At 56.8% G+C, this 18636-nt stretch carries 17 protein-coding genes and 1 riboswitch; of the genes, 10 read left to right on the plus strand and 7 right to left on the minus strand.

Annotated elements, in window-relative coordinates:
* The 3 genes from M2406_RS26065 to purD all read left to right on the plus strand — a co-directional run.
* On the plus strand, positions 1–350 hold a 350-nt coding region (locus tag M2406_RS26065), incomplete at its 5' end, for a hypothetical protein (RefSeq protein ID WP_259191905.1).
* A 58-nt stretch (positions 351–408) separates the two neighbouring features.
* A complete protein-coding gene (gene purH / locus M2406_RS26070; protein WP_012004760.1) occupies positions 409–1998 on the plus strand; it encodes a bifunctional phosphoribosylaminoimidazolecarboxamide formyltransferase/IMP cyclohydrolase in 1590 nt (529 codons plus the stop codon).
* Positions 1999–2046: 48 nt separating this feature from the next.
* The gene (purD, locus tag M2406_RS26075; protein WP_126501235.1) at positions 2047–3330 is read left to right on the plus strand and encodes a phosphoribosylamine--glycine ligase; all 1284 of its coding nucleotides are present in this window, start codon (positions 2047–2049) and stop codon (positions 3328–3330) included.
* A 45-nt stretch (positions 3331–3375) separates the two neighbouring features.
* Here purD and M2406_RS26080 read toward each other — a convergent pair whose 3' ends face one another.
* The 6 genes from M2406_RS26080 to nudC form a co-directional block, all read right to left on the minus strand.
* On the minus strand, positions 3376–4014 hold the full coding sequence (locus tag M2406_RS26080; protein ID WP_259191913.1) for a DUF1481 domain-containing protein: 639 nt from the start codon (positions 4012–4014) through the stop codon (positions 3376–3378).
* 69 nt (positions 4015–4083) lie between these two features.
* Positions 4084–4356 (minus strand): nucleoid-associated protein HU-alpha, encoded by a 273-nt coding sequence (gene hupA, locus M2406_RS26085; protein ID WP_012004757.1) that lies wholly within the window; start codon positions 4354–4356, stop codon positions 4084–4086.
* Between the two features lie 188 nt (positions 4357–4544).
* Positions 4545–5135, minus strand: coding sequence for a YjaG family protein (locus M2406_RS26090; protein ID WP_012004756.1), 591 nt, complete (start codon positions 5133–5135; stop codon positions 4545–4547).
* Positions 5136–5183: 48 nt separating this feature from the next.
* Positions 5184–5870 (minus strand): deoxyribonuclease V, encoded by a 687-nt coding sequence (gene nfi, locus M2406_RS26095; protein ID WP_115183412.1) that lies wholly within the window; start codon positions 5868–5870, stop codon positions 5184–5186.
* Between the two features lie 9 nt (positions 5871–5879).
* Positions 5880–6944, minus strand: a complete 1065-nt coding sequence (hemE, locus tag M2406_RS26100; RefSeq protein ID WP_012004754.1) for a uroporphyrinogen decarboxylase — start codon at positions 6942–6944, stop codon at positions 5880–5882.
* A gap of 40 nt (positions 6945–6984) precedes the next feature.
* Positions 6985–7752 carry an NAD(+) diphosphatase gene (gene nudC, locus M2406_RS26105; protein ID WP_012004753.1) on the minus strand — a complete coding sequence of 256 codons (768 nt, stop codon included), beginning with the start codon at positions 7750–7752 and terminating at the stop codon, positions 6985–6987.
* 99 nt (positions 7753–7851) lie between these two features.
* On the opposite strand from nudC, the gene M2406_RS26110 reads away from it, so the two are divergent.
* The 7 genes from M2406_RS26110 to thiH all read left to right on the plus strand — a co-directional run bounded on the left by M2406_RS26110 (position 7852) and on the right by thiH (position 14074).
* On the plus strand, positions 7852–8355 hold the full coding sequence (locus M2406_RS26110; protein ID WP_012004752.1) for an Rsd/AlgQ family anti-sigma factor: 504 nt from the start codon (positions 7852–7854) through the stop codon (positions 8353–8355).
* A 39-nt stretch (positions 8356–8394) separates the two neighbouring features.
* Positions 8395–8519: riboswitch (TPP riboswitch) on the plus strand.
* 115 nt (positions 8520–8634) lie between these two features.
* Positions 8635–10578, plus strand: coding sequence for a phosphomethylpyrimidine synthase ThiC (gene thiC, locus M2406_RS26115; RefSeq protein WP_259191906.1), 1944 nt, complete (start codon positions 8635–8637; stop codon positions 10576–10578).
* Complete coding sequence (thiE, locus tag M2406_RS26120) at positions 10571–11209, plus strand: thiamine phosphate synthase (RefSeq protein ID WP_017891331.1); 639 nt, start codon at positions 10571–10573, stop codon at positions 11207–11209. Before thiC ends, thiE begins: the two co-directional genes overlap by 8 nt.
* 4 nt (positions 11210–11213) lie before the next feature.
* The gene (locus M2406_RS26125; RefSeq protein ID WP_017891330.1) at positions 11214–11963 is read left to right on the plus strand and encodes a HesA/MoeB/ThiF family protein; all 750 of its coding nucleotides are present in this window, start codon (positions 11214–11216) and stop codon (positions 11961–11963) included.
* Entirely contained in the window at positions 11960–12160 is a 201-nt protein-coding gene (thiS, locus tag M2406_RS26130; RefSeq protein WP_017891329.1) for a sulfur carrier protein ThiS, read from the plus strand. The genes M2406_RS26125 and thiS overlap by 4 nt, the downstream gene beginning before the upstream one ends.
* Before the next feature lies 1 nt (position 12161).
* Positions 12162–12941, plus strand: a complete 780-nt coding sequence (locus M2406_RS26135) for a thiazole synthase (protein WP_012004747.1) — start codon at positions 12162–12164, stop codon at positions 12939–12941.
* On the plus strand, positions 12941–14074 hold the full coding sequence (thiH, locus tag M2406_RS26140) for a 2-iminoacetate synthase ThiH (protein WP_259191911.1): 1134 nt from the start codon (positions 12941–12943) through the stop codon (positions 14072–14074). Before M2406_RS26135 ends, thiH begins: the two co-directional genes overlap by 1 nt.
* Before the next feature lie 332 nt (positions 14075–14406).
* Here the strand turns inward: thiH and rpoC are convergent, their stop codons facing one another.
* Positions 14407–18633 carry a DNA-directed RNA polymerase subunit beta' gene (rpoC, locus tag M2406_RS26145; RefSeq protein WP_012004745.1) on the minus strand — a complete coding sequence of 1409 codons (4227 nt, stop codon included), beginning with the start codon at positions 18631–18633 and terminating at the stop codon, positions 14407–14409.
* Positions 18634–18636 lie beyond the last annotated feature (3 nt).

Genomic DNA, 18636 nt, shown 5'->3' on the forward strand with positions numbered 1-18636 from the left:
CAACCCCTAATTTTCAGGATTTTTTCTCTTCGAACCCCGGAGACTCTGTGAAGTTGTTCACATGTTCCGTGTCGATGGAGGCGCATTATAGGGAGTTCTCAGGAGGCCGCAATAGGTATTTTCGACAAAAACGATCGTTTGCTGCATTCCACAGCAAAACCCCGCTTTATACCCTGTTGTTAACAAACTTATCCACAGAAGTGATTTGCCCGGAAATTTTACGAGCGCCACGCAAACGTTTTCGCTACAATTCCCCGCGACGAAACGCTCCCCTTTTTACGGGGGCGTTACCTGAATCTGTGCCTGATTACCCCTTTATAGAGAGAAAAACCTTTCCTTATAAAGAGTAGAAGGTGGAAATTCACGTAACGCTCTTTTATTGCGACTCCAAAGCCAAGGGATAAAACCATGCAACAACCTCGTCCAATCCGCCGGGCCCTGCTCAGCGTCTCTGACAAAGCCGGTATCGTTGAATTCGCCGAAGCGCTGTCCCAGCGTGGCGTTGAACTGCTCTCCACCGGTGGCACCGCCCGCCTGCTGGCAGATGCCGGCCTGCCTGTTACCGAAGTTTCCGACTACACCGGCTTCCCGGAAATGATGGACGGACGAGTAAAGACCCTGCACCCCAAAGTACACGGCGGTATTCTCGGCCGCCGCGGCCAGGACGACGCCATCATGGGTCAGCATGACATCAAGCCGATCGACATGGTGGTGGTAAACCTCTATCCGTTCGCCCAGACCGTGGCGCGCCCGAACTGCTCACTGGAAGACGCGGTCGAGAACATCGACATCGGCGGCCCAACCATGGTGCGTTCCGCGGCCAAGAACCACAAAGACGTCGCCATCGTGGTAAAGAGCAGCGACTACGCCGCTATTATTACCGAGATGGATAACAACGACGGTTCACTGCAATACACCACCCGTTTCGATCTGGCCATCAAAGCCTTCGAGCACACCGCCGCTTACGACAGCATGATCGCCAACTACTTCGGCGCGCTGGTTCCGGCCTACCACGGCGATACCGAACAACCTGCCGGTCGTTTCCCTCGCACCCTGAACCTCAACTATATAAAGAAGCAGGATATGCGCTACGGTGAGAACAGCCACCAGCAAGCAGCCTTCTATATAGAAGAGAACGTTCAGGAAGCCTCTGTCGCCACCGCGGAACAACTGCAAGGCAAAGCGCTGTCCTACAACAACATCGCCGACACCGACGCCGCACTGGAATGTGTGAAGGAATTCGCCGAGCCGGCCTGCGTGATCGTCAAGCACGCCAACCCATGCGGTGTGGCGATCGGCGATGATATTCTGTCTGCCTATGAGCGCGCCTATCAAACCGACCCGACCTCTGCTTTCGGCGGCATCATCGCCTTTAACCGCGAACTGGACGCCGCTACCGCACAGGCCATTATCAGCCGTCAGTTTGTGGAAGTGATTATCGCGCCGAGCATCAGTCAGGAAGCTCGCTCCCTGTTGGCAGCCAAACAGAACGTGCGCGTACTGGCCTGCGGCCAATGGCAGCAACGTATTGCCGCTCTCGACTTCAAACGTGTCAACGGTGGCCTGCTGGTGCAAGACCGCGATCTGGGTATGGTGAGCGAAGGCGACCTGCGCGTGGTATCTGAACGTCAGCCGACCGCGCAGGAACTGCGTGATGCGCTGTTCTGTTGGAAAGTCGCCAAGTTCGTGAAGTCCAACGCTATCGTCTATGCACGTGACAACATGACCATCGGCATAGGCGCCGGGCAAATGAGCCGCGTTTACTCTGCCAAGATCGCCGGGATCAAAGCCGCGGACGAAGGCCTGGAAGTCAAAGGCTCCGCCATGGCGTCTGACGCTTTCTTCCCGTTCCGTGATGGCATCGATGCCGCCGCAGCGGTGGGCATCAGCTGCGTGATCCAGCCAGGCGGTTCGATCCGCGATGATGAAGTGATTGCCGCCGCCAATGAGCACGGCATCGCAATGATCTTCACCGACATGCGCCACTTCCGCCATTAATCCCTTTTGTCGCGTGCGCTACGGCGCACGCTCTGCGTGGAGCACCTGATGAATATTTTAATTATCGGCAACGGCGGGCGTGAACACGCGCTGGCCTGGAAAGCCGCTCAGTCACCGTTGGCAGATAAAGTCTATGTGGCGCCGGGCAATGCCGGTACCGCATTAGAAAGCAATCTCGAGAACGTCGCGATCTCCGCTACCGATATTCCGGCGCTGGTTGCCTTTGCCCAGAGCCATGACATTGGTCTCACCATCGTCGGGCCGGAAGCGCCGCTGGTGATTGGCGTGGTTGATGCCTTCCAGGCCGCCGGCCTGAAAATCTTCGGCCCGTCCCAGGCAGCGGCCCAATTGGAAGGCTCTAAAGCCTTTACCAAAGACTTCCTGGCGCGTCATAACATCCCAAGCGCCGAGTACCAAAACTTTACCGAGGTTGAACCGGCGCTGGCTTATCTGCGCAGCAAAGGCGCACCTATCGTCATCAAGGCCGACGGCCTGGCTGCCGGTAAGGGCGTGATCGTCGCCATGACCCTGCAGGAAGCCGAAGACGCGGTGCAGGACATGTTGGCCGGTAACGCTTTTGGCGATGCGGGTCACCGTATCGTGATAGAAGAGTTCCTTGAAGGTGAAGAAGCCAGCTTTATCGTGATGGTCGACGGCGAGAACGTGGTGCCGATGGCCACCAGCCAGGATCACAAACGCGTCGGTGACGGTGATACCGGCCCGAACACCGGTGGCATGGGTGCCTACTCCCCGGCACCGGTAGTCACCGATGAAATCCACCAGCGCGCCATGGATCAGGTCATCTGGCCTACCGTACGTGGCATGGCTGCGGAAGGTAATACCTACGTCGGTTTCCTTTACGCCGGGTTGATGATCTCCGCCGACGGCCAGCCAAAGGTGATTGAGTTCAACTGCCGCTTTGGCGATCCAGAGACGCAGCCGATCATGCTGCGCCTGCGTTCAGATCTGGTCGAGCTGTGTCTGGCCGGTGCGGAAGGCAAGCTGGGCGAGAAAACGTCCGAGTGGGATGAACGTCCTGCGCTGGGCGTAGTGTTGGCAGCCGGTGGCTATCCGGGTGATTACAACAACGGTGAAGTCATCCAAGGTCTGCCACAGCAGGAAAGTGCCGACGGTAAAGTGTTCCACGCCGGTACCCGCATGCAGGGTGATGACGTGGTCACCAGCGGTGGACGCGTGCTGTGCGTAACCGCACTGGGTGAGTCGGTGGCTCAAGCGCAACAACGCGCCTATCAATTAGCGGAAGGTATTCAGTGGCCGGGGAGTTTCAGCCGCAAAGACATTGGCTACCGTGCGATTGCGCGCGGCAAATGATCTGAACACCGCAACGCTCTTGGGCTCCGCAATGCGGGGCCTTTTTTATAGCTGGTCTTCTTTCGGTTCCCAGCGGCAAAAATCGTCGTTCGCTACCAGCAGCAGCTCACGCCCTTCCGGCGCATCCAACCAGGCTATATTCACCGGCTGGCTGTTATTACGGGCACGTCGCGCGATCCAGGCTTCGGCACTGCTATCCAGATCCGGTTTCAACGTTTGACCATCACAGGTTTGTACTACTCCCTGCTGCCAACGCCCCTGCAGCAGCTTCACCTTACCGGCGCGCAGCGCATTGCTTAGTTCCAGCACGCGTCGTGCCTGATATTGATACAGCGCGATTTCATCGGCGGTCAGTTGTTCACGCCGCGTAGCCAGTTGGCGCTGCATAAAGCTTACTCCGCCGTCATCGGCAAAGCGCAATTGAATGGAGTCTTGATCGCCATCGGCGTCAGTGCGTTTGATTTGGCGCAGCTTGCCGTCTTGATATTCGTACAGCGTGGTAACGGTGCCCGGACCACGATAGGGACTGTAGACGCTCATCAACACCAGCGGGCGGTGCCGCTCGTCATCTTTACGCCACAGGCGCATAACGCCCTGGTCGGCCACATAACCGCTGGCACTAAAGGAAGGAAGATCTGAATGACTGCTGCAGGCGCTCAGGCCAGCGGCAATGCCGATGACCATAAGCGCCTGTCGGATAAACAAAAGGGGCACAATTGCCCCCCTGTTTAATCTTTTCACCAACACGCAGTATTACTTAACTGCGTCTTTCAGTGCTTTACCAGAAACGAACGCAGGCACGTTAGCAGCTGCGATTTTGATTTCTTTACCAGTCTGCGGGTTGCGACCAGTGCGCTCGTTGCGGTGGTTTACCTTGAAAGTACCGAAACCAACCAATTGTACTGCATCACCTTCTTTCAGAGACTCAGTAATAGCAGCCAGGGTGGATTCCAGAGCCAGTTTAGCTTGTGCTTTGGAAAGGTCAGCCTTGTCCGCGATTACATCAATCAGTTGAGTCTTGTTCATAAGTTATCCTTACAGTGTGTTTATCGTTTGCAAAGCATCGAGTGCGACGGATATGCCGATGTACAGCACTCCCTGCATACACGCACCGATAGCCACTTTTTTTCCGCCCCCCAAATGTAGACCAGACAGGGTGCGGATGTGAAGCCTTAAGGCACGACAAATGAGGCGTTAAATCACGTTTTCTTGCCTTATTGCGTTAATTTTATCCCGATATTACTAACCGCGGCCTCGCGGAGGTCAGAACGCAACCCTTTGATCAGTTCTAAATCGCGCTCTTCGCAGTCAGCCAACAGGCGGAAAATTTCCCATTGGATGTCCCATTCTTCCTCTACCGCAGGCAGAACCTTGAGCTCATCGTCGGTCATTTCTTTACCGGCCTGAGTCATTTCCAACATCGCCACGGTGCGAATAGACGTTTCGCTGATGGCGATGGCGTGCTCTAGCGTCTCCCCGCTGAGTCGCGAATGGATCAGTTCCCCTAATGCGATACAGGCGTCAATCGCCGGGTAAACGCCGTAAAGATCGTAATCTTCTGCCGCGGGTATCGCCTCTTCCAACTTCTCCAGCTGGCTGTCAAAGTTGACCTTGGCGTCCTTGACCACCAGAGTTTCCCACACCAAATCCAGAATGCGGCGGTAAATTGCCGGTTCGCCGAACTCGGTTTGCAGGCAGAACATCTGGTAATTCGGATACATACGCTCGCACAAACTGGCCATAAAGGTCAAATGTTGCCAGCTTTCAAGCTTTTCCAGACGTAAATGAATCGGGTTACGTAGCATTATTCACTCTCTTACGCGTTATCTGCGCCGCAGTGTACCCGAAATCGGTCATTGCGACACCTCTGGATGCTGCTGCAGCCAGCGCTGGAAGGCCGGGCGGCGCGAGGCGATGGCGTCGGCCCAACGTGTAGGCTCCGGCAAACGGTAGCCCGCCATGCAACGTTGCACCCACGCCAGTGCACTGTCGGCACCGACGCGGTGGCCGGTGGAGATAAACAACGGATTACAGCGCGCCTTACTGCGCCATACCCAACCCAGTTGCTCGCCTTTGTCCTCCAGCGGTGCCAGCGCACCTGTAGCCTCGTCCAGCGGGGCGAACTTACCGCACAGGCGCTTTTTGGCTACGCCAATGGTCGGCACGTTGACCAGCAGGCCAAAATGGCTGGCTACGCCCAGACGGCGCGGATGCGAAATGCCATGGCCGTCAACCAGCACCAGATCCGGCTTTTGATGCAGTTGCTCCCAGGCTGCGAGCAACGCTGGGTATTCACGGAACGATAAGAAACCGGGGATATAGGGCATGGTGGTGGCCACTCGTGCCACCTGGTATTCCACCAGCTCCAGCGACGGATAGCGCAGGATGGCGATAGCGGCGCGAGTCACCGCGCCCTCCTGCTCAAAGCCCACGTCGGCACCGGCGATAAAGGCCGGTGGAACGACCAGGAAATCATCCTGGCGAATGACTTCGGAGGCGCGCAGCCGTTGTTCTGCACGCAGGGCTTGAGTATCTATCACATCCAATCCTTAACGATGGTATTTCCCCGACTGCGCGTGGACTGCCTCAACAAAGGCACCGGCGTTCTCCGGCGGCACGTCCGGGTGAATACCGTGGCCCAGGTTGAACACATGCCCTTCGCCGTGGCCGAAACCGGCCAGAATGGTTTCCACTTCCTGGCCGATGCGCTCCGGTGACGCATACAGCATCGAAGGGTCCATGTTGCCCTGCAGTGCGACTTTGTCGCCCACGCGGCGGCGTGCATCGGCAATATCGGTCGTCCAGTCAAGACCCAGTGCGTCACAACCGGTTGCCGCCATCGCCTCCAGCCACTGGCCGCCACCTTTGGTGAACAGCGTGACCGGCACACGGCGGCCGTCGTTTTCACGCAGCAGGCCGTCAACAATCTTGTGCATGTAATGCAGTGAGAACTCGCGGTAGTCACGACCGGTCAGCACGCCGCCCCAGGTATCGAACACCATCACCGACTGCGCGCCGGCTTTAATCTGGGCGTTAAGATACAGAATGACGCTGTCTGCCAGCTTATCCAACAGCAGGTGCAACGTCGCCGGCTCGGCGTACATCATTTTTTTCAGTTTGGTGAAGGCCTTGCTGCTACCGCCTTCCACCATATAGGTCGCCAGCGTCCACGGACTGCCTGAGAAACCGATCAGCGGCACTTCGCCCTTCAGCTCACGACGGATGGTACGCACTGCGTTCATCACATAACCCAGCTCCACTTCCGGGTCGAACGCCGGTAGCTTGTCGACATCGGCACGACTGGTGATAGGCGAGGAGAAACGCGGACCTTCACCGGTTTCGAAATACAGGCCCAGCCCCATGGCATCGGGAATGGTGAGGATATCGGAGAACAGGATCGCCGCGTCCAGTGGGAAACGGCGCAGCGGCTGCAGCGTGACTTCACAAGCCAGCTCCGCGTTCTTGCACAACGACATGAAATCCCCGGCCTGGGCGCGGGTGGCCTTGTACTCCGGCAAATAACGACCGGCCTGACGCATCATCCATACAGGGGTCACATCCACCGGCTGACGCAGCAGTGCGCGCAGATAGCGATCGTTCTTCAACTCATTCATTTATGGGGCTCCCTTATTCATCTGCCGGTATTGTAGCGATTTATTGCTCACGGCATAAGGCTACGGTGTCCTCTATCAGGCGACGCGCTACCGTGCCGGGCGGCGGTAATAGCGGCAACCGATCGTAGCGGTACCAACCGGCGTTAAGCAGCTCTTTCGGATCGTGGCGGATCTCGCCGCGGTGGTAATCGGCCATAAAGGCCATCATCAACGAGTGCGGGAACGGCCAGGGTTGTGAGGTGACATAACGCAGGTTTTTGATTTCAATATTACTTTCTTCCATCACCTCGCGTGCGGCCGCCTGCTCCAGCGTTTCGCCAACCTCGACAAAGCCGGCCAGTACGGTATGAATACCGCCGCGATGGCGCACATGTTGTGCCAGCAGGATCTCATCGTCACGCCGAATGGCAACGATCACGCAGGGGGCGATCTGCGGGTAGTAACGTTCCCGACAGTGACCGCACAGGCAGGCACTTTCGGTGCGGCTGAGATGCATTTCATGGCCGCAGTAACCGCAGTAGCGATGGGAACGGTAAAACTCGGCCAGTTGTACGCCCCGTCCGGCAAGCTGGAACAGCCCGCGATCCAGTTCTAACAGTTGGCGTACCGATCCCATCTCCTGCGGCATTGCGTGGCGCACCAGCCAGACCGGCAATCCTTCCCATTCGCCAATAACACGAGCCATTCTTCCCAGCAGGGAAAATGACGCGGCCAAACCGCACGGCAATTCACCGTTCGGTAACCAAAGTTTGCTTTCATGGCTGACGATCCACCAGCCATTTTCATTACCCGTTAATGCAAGTTCCATATCGTTGTTGCACAACCTCAGCTTCACTGGCACTCTACAAATCGGCCTTGTTACATTTTAATAACTTACTGTTACGTTTTATTACTTACGGAGTCAAACATGCTCAACCGTTTGGAAAGCCTGACTCAGCGCGTTGGTGGTAGTAATGAATTAGTAGATCAATGGCTTCAGGCACGCAAGCAGTTGCTGGTCGCCTATTGTGCCCTGGTGGGCATTAAACCTAACAAAGAAAAGCATACGCCGCTGAATGAAAAAGCGCTGGAGAACTTTTGCCATAATCTGGTGGATTATCTCTCCGCCGGCCATTTTCATATCTATGACAGAATAATCAAGCAAGTGGAAGGCGCATCCAGTCCGAAAATGTCTCTGGCGGTCAACATCTATCCCAAGCTGTGGGCCAATACCGAGCAGATCATGGCTTTCCACGATCGCTATACCGAAGTGGATATCGATCAGGACCTGTGTCTGGAATTACATCAGGCGTTGTCCGACATCGGTGAAACGCTGGCGGCTCGTTTTACCCTTGAAGACAGGCTGATCCAACTGGCGGCTGAAACCTGGCAGCAGGCTGAGCCGGACAAAACGCTGGATCCAGCCGGCTAAAATTTTGTAGTCTTTTTTATTATCCCTCCTATACTGGAGGGCATCTTGTCGGAGTGCCTAGCGCCTGATTTGTTCATCAAATTGGCCAGGCTGAGACCGTTAATTCGGGATCCGCGGAACCTGATCGGGTTAATACCCGCGAAGGGAACAAGAGTAATCTATCGCCACAGGCAGGTGACCCCGATTTGGGATAATCCTGCTTTGCCGGCCAGCATCATTACTCCCTCCGAGCTCCAGACAAGCAACTTTCCCAACCCAACACACTGGTAGGAACTTGCTATGTCTAACGTTAACAAACCCCGCGCTCGTAAAGAGCAACGCGAAGAAGCCCAGCAGTTTATCAACACCCTGCAAGGCGTTTCCTTCCCCAATTCACGCCGGATCTATCTGCAGGGCTCACGTAGTGACCTGCAGGTGCCAATGCGTGAAATTCAGCTCAGCCCGACGCTGATCGGTGGCGATAAGGACAACCCGAAGTACGAGCCAAACGAAGCGATTCCGGTGTACGACACTGCCGGCCCTTACGGTGATCCCCAATCAGAACTCAACGTGCATAGCGGCCTGGCGAAGCTACGCGCCGGTTGGATCGCTGAACGCGGTGATACCGAAGCGCTCAAGGGCGTCAGTTCAGGTTTCACCCAGCAGCGCCTGGCCGATGAAGGCCTGGATCACCTGCGCTTTGAACATCTGCCGTTGCCGCGCAAGGCACAACCGGGCAAACGCGTGACCCAGTTGCACTACGCGCGTGCCGGCACCGTCACCCCGGAAATGGAATTTATCGCCATTCGCGAAAACATGGGGCGCGAGCGCATCCGTGGCGAGGTATTACGCCACCAGCATCCTGGCCAAAGTTGGGGGGCCAACCTGCCGGAGAACATCACACCGGAATTCGTTCGCCAGGAAGTCGCCGCAGGGCGCGCCATCATCCCCGCCAATATCAACCACCCGGAATCCGAACCGATGATCATCGGCCGTAACTTCCTGGTGAAGGTTAACGCCAACATCGGCAACTCGGCGGTGACCTCCTCGATCGAGGAAGAGGTCGAGAAACTGGTGTGGTCCACCCGCTGGGGCGCGGATACCGTGATGGATCTGTCTACCGGCCGCTATATCCACGAAACCCGCGAATGGATCCTGCGTAACAGCCCGGTGCCAATTGGCACGGTGCCTATCTATCAGGCGCTGGAAAAGGTGAACGGCGTGGCGGAAAACCTCACCTGGGAAATGTTCCGCGATACGCTGCTGGAGCAGGCGGAGCAAGGGGTTGACTACTTCACCATTCACGCCGGCGTGCTGCTGCGCTACGTGCCGATGACCGCCAAACGCCTGACCGGTATCGTTTCCCGCGGCGGTTCGATCATGGCCAAATGGTGCCTGTCACATCATCAGGAAAACTTCCTGTACCAGCACTTCCGCGAAATCTGTGAGATTTGCGCCGCCTATGACGTTTCTCTTTCCCTCGGCGACGGCCTGCGGCCGGGCTCAATTCAGGACGCCAACGACGAGGCACAGTTCGCCGAACTGCACACTTTGGGTGAGTTGACCAAAATTGCCTGGGAATATGACGTGCAGGTGATGATCGAGGGCCCTGGCCACGTGCCGATGCAGATGATCCGCCGCAACATGACCGAGGAGCTGGAGCACTGCCACGAAGCACCATTCTATACTCTTGGCCCACTGACCACCGATATCGCTCCGGGTTATGACCACTTTACCTCCGGCATCGGGGCCGCGATGATCGGCTGGTTCGGCTGCGCCATGCTGTGTTACGTCACGCCAAAGGAGCATCTCGGGCTGCCGAACAAAGAGGACGTCAAGCAGGGGCTGATCACCTACAAAATTGCCGCTCACGCCGCCGACCTGGCAAAAGGCCACCCCGGTGCGCAGATCCGCGATAACGCCATGTCCAAGGCGCGCTTCGAATTCCGCTGGGAAGATCAGTTCAATCTGGCGCTTGATCCAGCCACTGCTCGCGCTTATCACGACGAAACCCTGCCGCAGGAGTCCGGCAAAATCGCCCACTTCTGCTCTATGTGCGGGCCAAAATTCTGCTCGATGAAAATTTCGCAGGAAGTTCGCGACTATGCCGCCGCGCAAGAAGCGGCCAAACCGATAGCAGTGCAGCTAACCGGCATGGAAAAGATGTCGGCCGAGTTCCGCTCACGCGGCAGCGAGCTGTACCACAGCGCCGGTAACCTGCAAGAGGAATTAAGCAATGACTGATATCACCACGCCCTTCCCCGCCACGCCTCACAAGTTGGGGTTATACCCGGTGGTCGACAGCGTTGAATGGATTGCCCGTTTGCTGGACGCAGGCGTCACTACCCTTCAACTGCGGATTAAGGATCTGCCGGATGAACAGGTCGAGGACGACATTGCCGCCGCTATTGCCCTCGGCAAGCGCTACAACGCCCGATTGTTTATCAACGACTACTGGCAACTGGCGATTAAGCACGGTGCCTATGGCGTACATCTCGGCCAGGAGGATTTGGACACTACCGATCTGGCCGCCATTCACCGCGCCGGGCTACGTTTGGGGGTTTCCACCCATGACGATAGTGAACTGGCCCGCGCCATTGCGGTAAAACCTTCCTATATCGCACTGGGGCATATTTTTCCGACGCAAACCAAAGACATGCCTTCTGCCCCACAGGGTCTGGTGGAGCTGAAACGCCATATCGCCGGGCTGAGTGACTACCCAACGGTGGCGATCGGCGGGATCAGTATCGATCGCGTGGCGGCAGTGCTGGATTGTGGCGTCGGTAGCGTCGCCGTGGTCAGCGCCATTACCCAGGCCCCGGACTGGCGCGCAGCGACTGCACAGCTGCTGCAACTGATCGAAGGCAAGGAGTGATGCCATGTTGAGCGATCAAGAGTTCCTGCGCTACAGCCGCCAGTTGCTGCTGGAAGACATCGGCCCCGCGGGCCAGGAGAAACTAAAACAGTCGACGGCACTGATCGTCGGGTTGGGGGGGTTAGGCTCCCCCGCCTCGCTTTATCTGGCCGCCGCCGGTGTCGGCACCCTGCTGCTGGCCGATGACGATAGGCTGCACGTCACCAATTTGCAGCGTCAGATCCTCTATCGCAGCAGCGACGTTTCCCAAAGCAAAGCCGCTCTGGCAAAGCACCAGCTACAGGCGCTGAACCCGATGGTCGAATCCATTGCGCTGGAACAGCGTCTGCAGGGGGAAGTGTTACAGCGCGCCGTACAACGCGCCGATTTAATTTTGGACTGTAGCGATAACATGGAAACCCGCCATGCGGTGAACGCCGCCTGCATCCAGGCCGGTAAACCGCTGATCAGCGGCAGTGCGGTGGGTTTCAGCGGTCAGCTGCTGGTGATAGAACCTCCCTATGCCCACGGCTGCTATGCCTGCCTGTATCCGGAACAAACTGAACCCCAACGCAACTGCCGTACCGCTGGCGTACTCGGCCCGGTGGTCGGCGTCATTGGCACGCTGCAAGCGCTGGAAGCGATAAAAATGCTGGCGGGCCTGCCTTCCGCCATCAGCGGCAAACTGCGGCTGTTCGATGGCAAACAACAAAGCTGGAGCACCTTGCAACTCAGTCAGGCCAGCACCTGTCCGGCGTGCGGAGGGACAGCATGAAAATTCGGCTTAATGACCAGCCGCTGGAGCTGGCACAACCGCTGAGCGTCAGCGCCCTGCTCGAGCAACTGGAACGCCAGCAGCCGGGCACGGCACTGGCTATCAACCAAATCATCATCCCGCGCACCGACTGGGCTAACCACCTGGTGCAAGACGGCGATGACATTCTGCTGTTTCAAGCGATCGCCGGAGGCTGACATGCTACAAATCGCCGATACCACTTTTACCTCACGCCTGTTTACCGGCACCGGTAAATTCGCCACCCCAACGCTGATGCTGGAGGCATTACAGGCCTCCGGCTCGCAGCTGGTCACCATGGCAATGAAGCGTGTTGACCTGCGCGGCGGTAATGACGCCATTCTGGCGCCGCTGCAGCAACTGGGCGTACGCCTGTTGCCGAATACTTCCGGCGCCAAGACCGCGGCAGAAGCGGTGTTCGCCGCCCGGTTGGCCCGTGAGGCGCTTGGCACCCACTGGGTGAAACTGGAAATCCATCCCGATGTGAAATACCTGCTGCCGGACCCGATCGAAACCCTGAAGGCGGCGGAAATATTGGTGAAAGAAGGTTTTGTGGTGCTGCCTTACTGCGGTGCCGATCCGGTGTTGTGTAAACGCCTGGAGGAAGCGGGCTGTGCCGCGGTCATGCCGCTGGGCGCACCTATTGGTTCCAACCGTGGGCTGCGCACCCGCGACTTCCTGGAGATCATTATCGAGCAGGCCAGGGTGCCGGTGGTGGTCGACGCCGGCATCGGTGCGCCAAGCCATGCGCTGGAAGCCATGGAACTGGGTGCCGATGCCGTGTTGGTGAATACCGCAATCGCCGTGGCGCGCGACCCGGTGCAGATGGCACGGGCCTTTCGCCTGGCGCTTGAGGCCGGCGAACTGGCACGTCAGGCGGGATTGGGCAGCAGTCAGCGTAATGCGGTTGCCTCCAGCCCGCTGACCGCTTTTCTCAGCCAGACAGGGGAGACATTGTGATGGCTGATGACTTCAGTGGCCGCTGGCAACAGTTGGATTGGGACGATATCTCGCTGCGTATTAACAGTAAAACGGCGCGTGATGTCGAGCATGCGCTGAATGCGGAAAAACTGTCGCGCGAAGACTTTATGGCACTGATTTCCCCTGCCGCCGCGTCCTATCTGGAGCCACTGGCGCAGCGTGCGCAGCAGATGACGCGTCAACGTTTTGGCAACGTGGTCAGCTTCTACGTGCCGCTGTACCTGTCCAATCTGTGCGCCAACGACTGCACCTACTGCGGCTTTTCGATGAGCAACCGCATCAAGCGTAAAACCCTGGATGCCGCCGAGATCGAACGCGAGTGTCTGGCGATTAAGGCGTTGGGCTTTGAGCATTTGCTGTTGGTCACCGGTGAACACCAGACCAAGGTCGGCATGGACTATTTCCGCCAGCACATTCCCGCGATCCGCCGCCATTTCAGCTCGCTGATGATGGAAGTACAACCGCTGGAGCAGCAAGAGTACGCCGAATTAAAGGCTCTGGGGTTGGATGGCGTGCTGGTGTATCAGGAAACCTATCATCCCGCGACCTACCAGCAGCATCATCTGCGCGGTCAGAAACAGGACTTTCACTGGCGGTTGGCCACACCGGATCGCCTGGGCCGCGCCGGGATCGACAAGATCGGCCTCGGGGCCCTGATCGGGCTTTCCAACAGTTGGCGTACCGACTGCTACATGCTGGCTGAACACCTGTTCTACCTGCAACAGACTTACTGGCAGAGCCGCTACTCGATCTCGTTCCCGCGCCTGCGCCCTTGTGCCGGAGGTATCGAACCGGCGTCGATCATGAGTGAACCGCAATTGGTGCAGCTAATCTGTGCCTTCCGGCTGTTCGCCCCCGACGTGGAGCTGTCTTTGTCGACGCGTGAGTCGCCGTTTTTCCGCGATCATATGATCCCGGTGGCGATCAACAGCGTCAGCGCCGGCTCCAAAACCCAGCCTGGCGGCTATGCCGACGATGTGCCGCCGGAGCTGGAACAGTTTGAACCGCACGATGGCCGAACCCCACAGCAGGTGGCACAAGCCATCAGCGACGCTGGTTTACAGCCGGTGTGGAAAGACTGGGACGGCTACCTGGGGCGCAGCCCGCAGTAATCTGCAAGCTTTGCAACGCCGTTGAAAAAACGAGGGAAGCGTTGCGCAGAAGCTATCGACACCGCTGGCGGGGCAGATCAGCCCCGCTATAGTGGCGATGCTGGTTGCCAAACCCGGTGCCAGCCGGAGCCGTCACCTACCAGACGGTTTCGCCTTACCCTCTCCCGGATCACGTCGGATTACCCTCCCGCGTGACTCCGGGACCTCAGAATGTTGATGCCCCCTGTAACTCCTCTCCCGGCCCGGTTCGCAGGCAAAAAAAAACCGCCCCCGAAGGAGCGGTTTATCTGGTCAGGGCCCGGCAATGCCGAACCCCAAGGCGCATTCAACGATTAATCGTTGTTGCCGCCACCCAGGTTGCCTGCATTGAGCAGTTCAGCCAGGTTAGCCGTTGCTTCTTCCGCGCTCACCTGCGGAACAACTGGCGTTTCACCCTGTGCTTTACGGCGCATGCGGTCCTGATGATAAGCGTAACCGGTACCGGCTGGGATCAGACGGCCCACGATGACGTTCTCTTTCAGGCCACGCAGTTCATCACGCTTACCGGCAACAGCCGCTTCGGTCAGAACGCGCGTCGTTTCCTGGAACGATGCTGCGGAGATGAAGGACTCGGTCGCCAAGGAAGCCTTGGTGATACCCAGCAGATCGCGTGAGAAGGTTGCCTCGATTTTGCCTTCAGCAGCAAGCTGACGGTTGGCAATCTTAACGCGAGACACTTCAGCCTGCTCGCCTTCCAGGAACTCGGTGCCACCAGCGCTAACGATGGTGCCTTTACGCAGCATCTGACGAACGATAACTTCAATGTGTTTATCGTTAATCTTAACGCCTTGCAGACGGTAAACTTCCTGCACTTCGTTGGTGATGTAGCGAGTAACCGCATGCACACCACGCAGACGCAGAATGTCGTGTGGAGATTCTGGGCCGTCAGAAACAACGTCACCACGTTCCACAACTTCACCTTCGAACACGTTGAGCTGACGCCATTTTGGAATCATCTCTTCGTACGCATCGCTGCCGTCCAGTGGAGAGATTACCAGGCGACGTTTGCCTTTGGTCTCTTTACCGAACGAGATAATCCCGCTGATTTCAGCCAGGATTGCCGGCTCTTTCGGACGACGTGCTTCGAACAGATCCGCAACGCGTGGCAGACCACCGGTAATATCCTTGGTACCGCCGGATTCCTGAGGAATACGCGCCAGGGTATCACCCGCACCGATCTGAATGCCGTCTTCCAGCTGTACAATCGCTTTACCTGGCAGGAAGTATTGAGCAGGCATATCAGTACCTGGGATCAATACGTCGTCGCCTTTGGCATCAACGATTTTCAGTGCCGGACGCAGGTCTTTACCGCTACCGGTACGCTCTGCGCTGTCCAGTACTACCAGAGAAGACAAACCGGTCAGTTCGTCGGTCTGGCGGGTAATGGTCTGGCCGTCAACCATATCAGCGAAGCGGATGAAACCACTCACTTCGGTGATAACTGGCATGGTGTGCGGATCCCAGTTAGCAACGGTTTCGCCGCCGTTAACTTCCATACCGTCGCCTTTGCCCATCACGGAACCGTAAGGCACTTTGTAGCGTTCTTTAGTACGGCCGAATTCGTCGATCAGCTTCAGTTCGGTGTTACGAGAGGTGATCACCAGCTTGCCTGCGGCGTTCATTACGAACTTCACATTGCTCAGCTTCAGAGTACCCTTGTTTTTCACCTGGATGCTGGATTCAGCAGCCGCACGAGATGCCGCACCACCGATGTGGAACGTACGCATCGTCAGCTGTGTACCCGGCTCACCGATTGACTGTGCCGCGATAACGCCGATAGCTTCGCCTTTGTTGATGATGTGACCACGTGCCAGGTCGCGACCATAGCAGTTTGCACACACACCAAAGTCGGTTTCACAGCTAACGACGGAACGGACTTTAACGCTGTCGACAGAGTTTTCTTCCAACAGGTCACAAGTCTTCTCGTGCAGCAGGGTGTTACGTGGCACCAGGATATCAGCCGTACCCGGCTTGATGATATCTTCTGCTGTCACACGACCCAGAACACGTTCGCGCAGTGGCTCTTTAACGTCACCACCTTCGATAACCGGAGTCATCATGATGCCGTTGTGAGTACCACAGTCGTCTTCGGTAACCACCAGATCCTGCGCCACGTCAACCAGACGACGGGTCAGATAACCGGAGTTAGCCGTTTTCAGTGCGGTATCCGCCAAACCTTTACGAGCACCGTGCGTGGAGATGAAGTACTGGAGTACGTTCAGACCTTCACGGAAGTTCGCGGTGATTGGCGTTTCAATGATGGAACCATCCGGCTTGGCCATCAGGCCACGCATACCGGCCAGCTGACGAATCTGTGCTGCAGAACCACGCGCACCGGAGTCGGCCATCATAAAGATACTGTTGAAGGAAACCTGCTGTTCAACAACACCGTCACGGTTGACGACGTCTTCAACAGACAAGTTTTCCATCATTGCCTTGGCAACACGTTCGTTCGCTGCGGCCCAGATATCGATCACTTTGTTGTAGCGTTCGCCGGCGGTAACCAAACCAGACTGGAACTGCTCCTGGATTTCGGCAACTTCGGTTTCTGCTTCTTCGATGATCTCTGCTTTCTTGGCAGGGATTACCATGTCATCGATACCTACTGACGCGCCTGAACGGGCAGCGTAAGCAAAACCGGTGTACATGATCTGGTCAGCAAAGATAACGGTCGGCTTCAGGCCCAGGATGCGGTAACAGGTGTTCAGCATCTTGGAGATAGCTTTCTTGCCCAAAGGCTGGTTAACGATCGAATACGGCAGACCGCGCGGTACGATCATCCACAGGATGGCGCGACCAACGGTAGTGTCGACGATCGAAGTCTGGTGTACAGACTCGCCTTCGGTGTTTTTGATCTCTTCGGTGATACGCACTTTGACACGCGCATGCAGAGAAGCCAGACCGGCGCGGTAAATACGCTCCGCTTCTTTCGGGCCACTCAACACCATGCCTTCGCCTTTGGCGTTAACACAGTCACGGGTCATGTAGTACAGACCCAATACAACGTCCTGAGAAGGAACGATGATTGGCTCGCCGTTCGCTGGTGACAGGATGTTGTTGGTAGACATCATCAGCGCACGCGCTTCCAGCTGAGCTTCAAGCGTCAGTGGAACGTGTACTGCCATTTGGTCACCATCGAAGTCGGCGTTGTATGCCGCACAAACCAGCGGGTGCAGCTGGATAGCCTTACCTTCGATCAGAACCGGTTCAAATGCCTGGATACCCAAACGGTGCAGGGTTGGTGCACGGTTCAGCAGTACCGGGTGTTCGCGGATAACTTCGTCCAGGATGTCCCAAACGACAGCTTCTTCACGCTCAACCATTTTCTTGGCGGCTTTGATGGTGGTGGCCAGGCCACGCAGCTCCAGCTTGCCGTAGATGAACGGTTTGAACAGCTCCAGTGCCATTTTCTTAGGCAGACCGCACTGATGCAGACGCAGGTATGGACCTACGGTGATTACAGAACGACCAGAGTAGTCAACACGTTTACCCAACAGGTTCTGACGGAAACGACCCTGCTTACCTTTGATCATATCGGCCAAAGATTTCAGAGGACGCTTGTTGGAACCGGTGATGGCACGACCGCGACGGCCGTTATCCAGCAGGGCATCTACCGCTTCTTGCAGCATACGCTTTTCGTTGCGCACGATGATGTCAGGCGCAGCCAGATCCAGCAGGCGTTTCAGACGGTTGTTACGGTTGATCACGCGGCGATACAGATCGTTCAGATCTGAAGTCGCGAAACGACCCCCATCCAACGGCACCAGCGGACGCAGATCCGGTGGCAGTACCGGCAGCACGGTCAGGATCATCCACTCTGGCTTGTTGCCAGACTGTACGAACGCTTCCAGCAGCTTGATACGCTTGGTCAGCTTCTTACGCTTGGTTTCGGAGTTGGTTTCGTTCAGCTCTTCGCGCAGAGTTTCACACTCTTGCTCCAGATCCATGTTTTTCAACAGGGCCTGAATAGCTTCCGCACCCATCTTGGCGTCGAATTCATCACCGAACTCTTCCAGCGCATCCAGATACTGCTCTTCAGTCAGGATCTGACGACGCTCGAGGTTAGTCATACCGCCTTCGATAACCACATAGGATTCGAAGTACAGTACACGTTCGATGTCACGCAGCGGCATATCCAGCAGCAAACCGATGCGGGATGGCAGCGATTTCAGGAACCAGATGTGCGCAGTTGGTGAAGCCAGCTCGATGTGCCCCATACGCTCACGGCGTACTTTGGTCTGGGTCACTTCAACGCCGCACTTCTCACAAATCACGCCGCGGTGTTTTAAGCGCTTGTACTTGCCGCACAGGCACTCGTAGTCTTTTACCGGCCCAAAGATACGGGCACAGAAAAGGCCGTCACGTTCTGGTTTGAACGTACGGTAGTTAATGGTTTCCGGCTTCTTGACTTCGCCGAACGACCAGGAACGGATCATGTCTGGCGATGCCAGAGCAATCTTGATCGCGTCAAACTCTTCGGTCTTGGTTTGCGCTTTCAGAAACTTTAATAAGTCTTTCACGGA

This window comes from Serratia sp. BIGb0163 (assembly GCF_024809935.1).
GTDB classification, from domain to species: Bacteria; Pseudomonadota; Gammaproteobacteria; order Enterobacterales; family Enterobacteriaceae; genus Serratia; species Serratia quinivorans.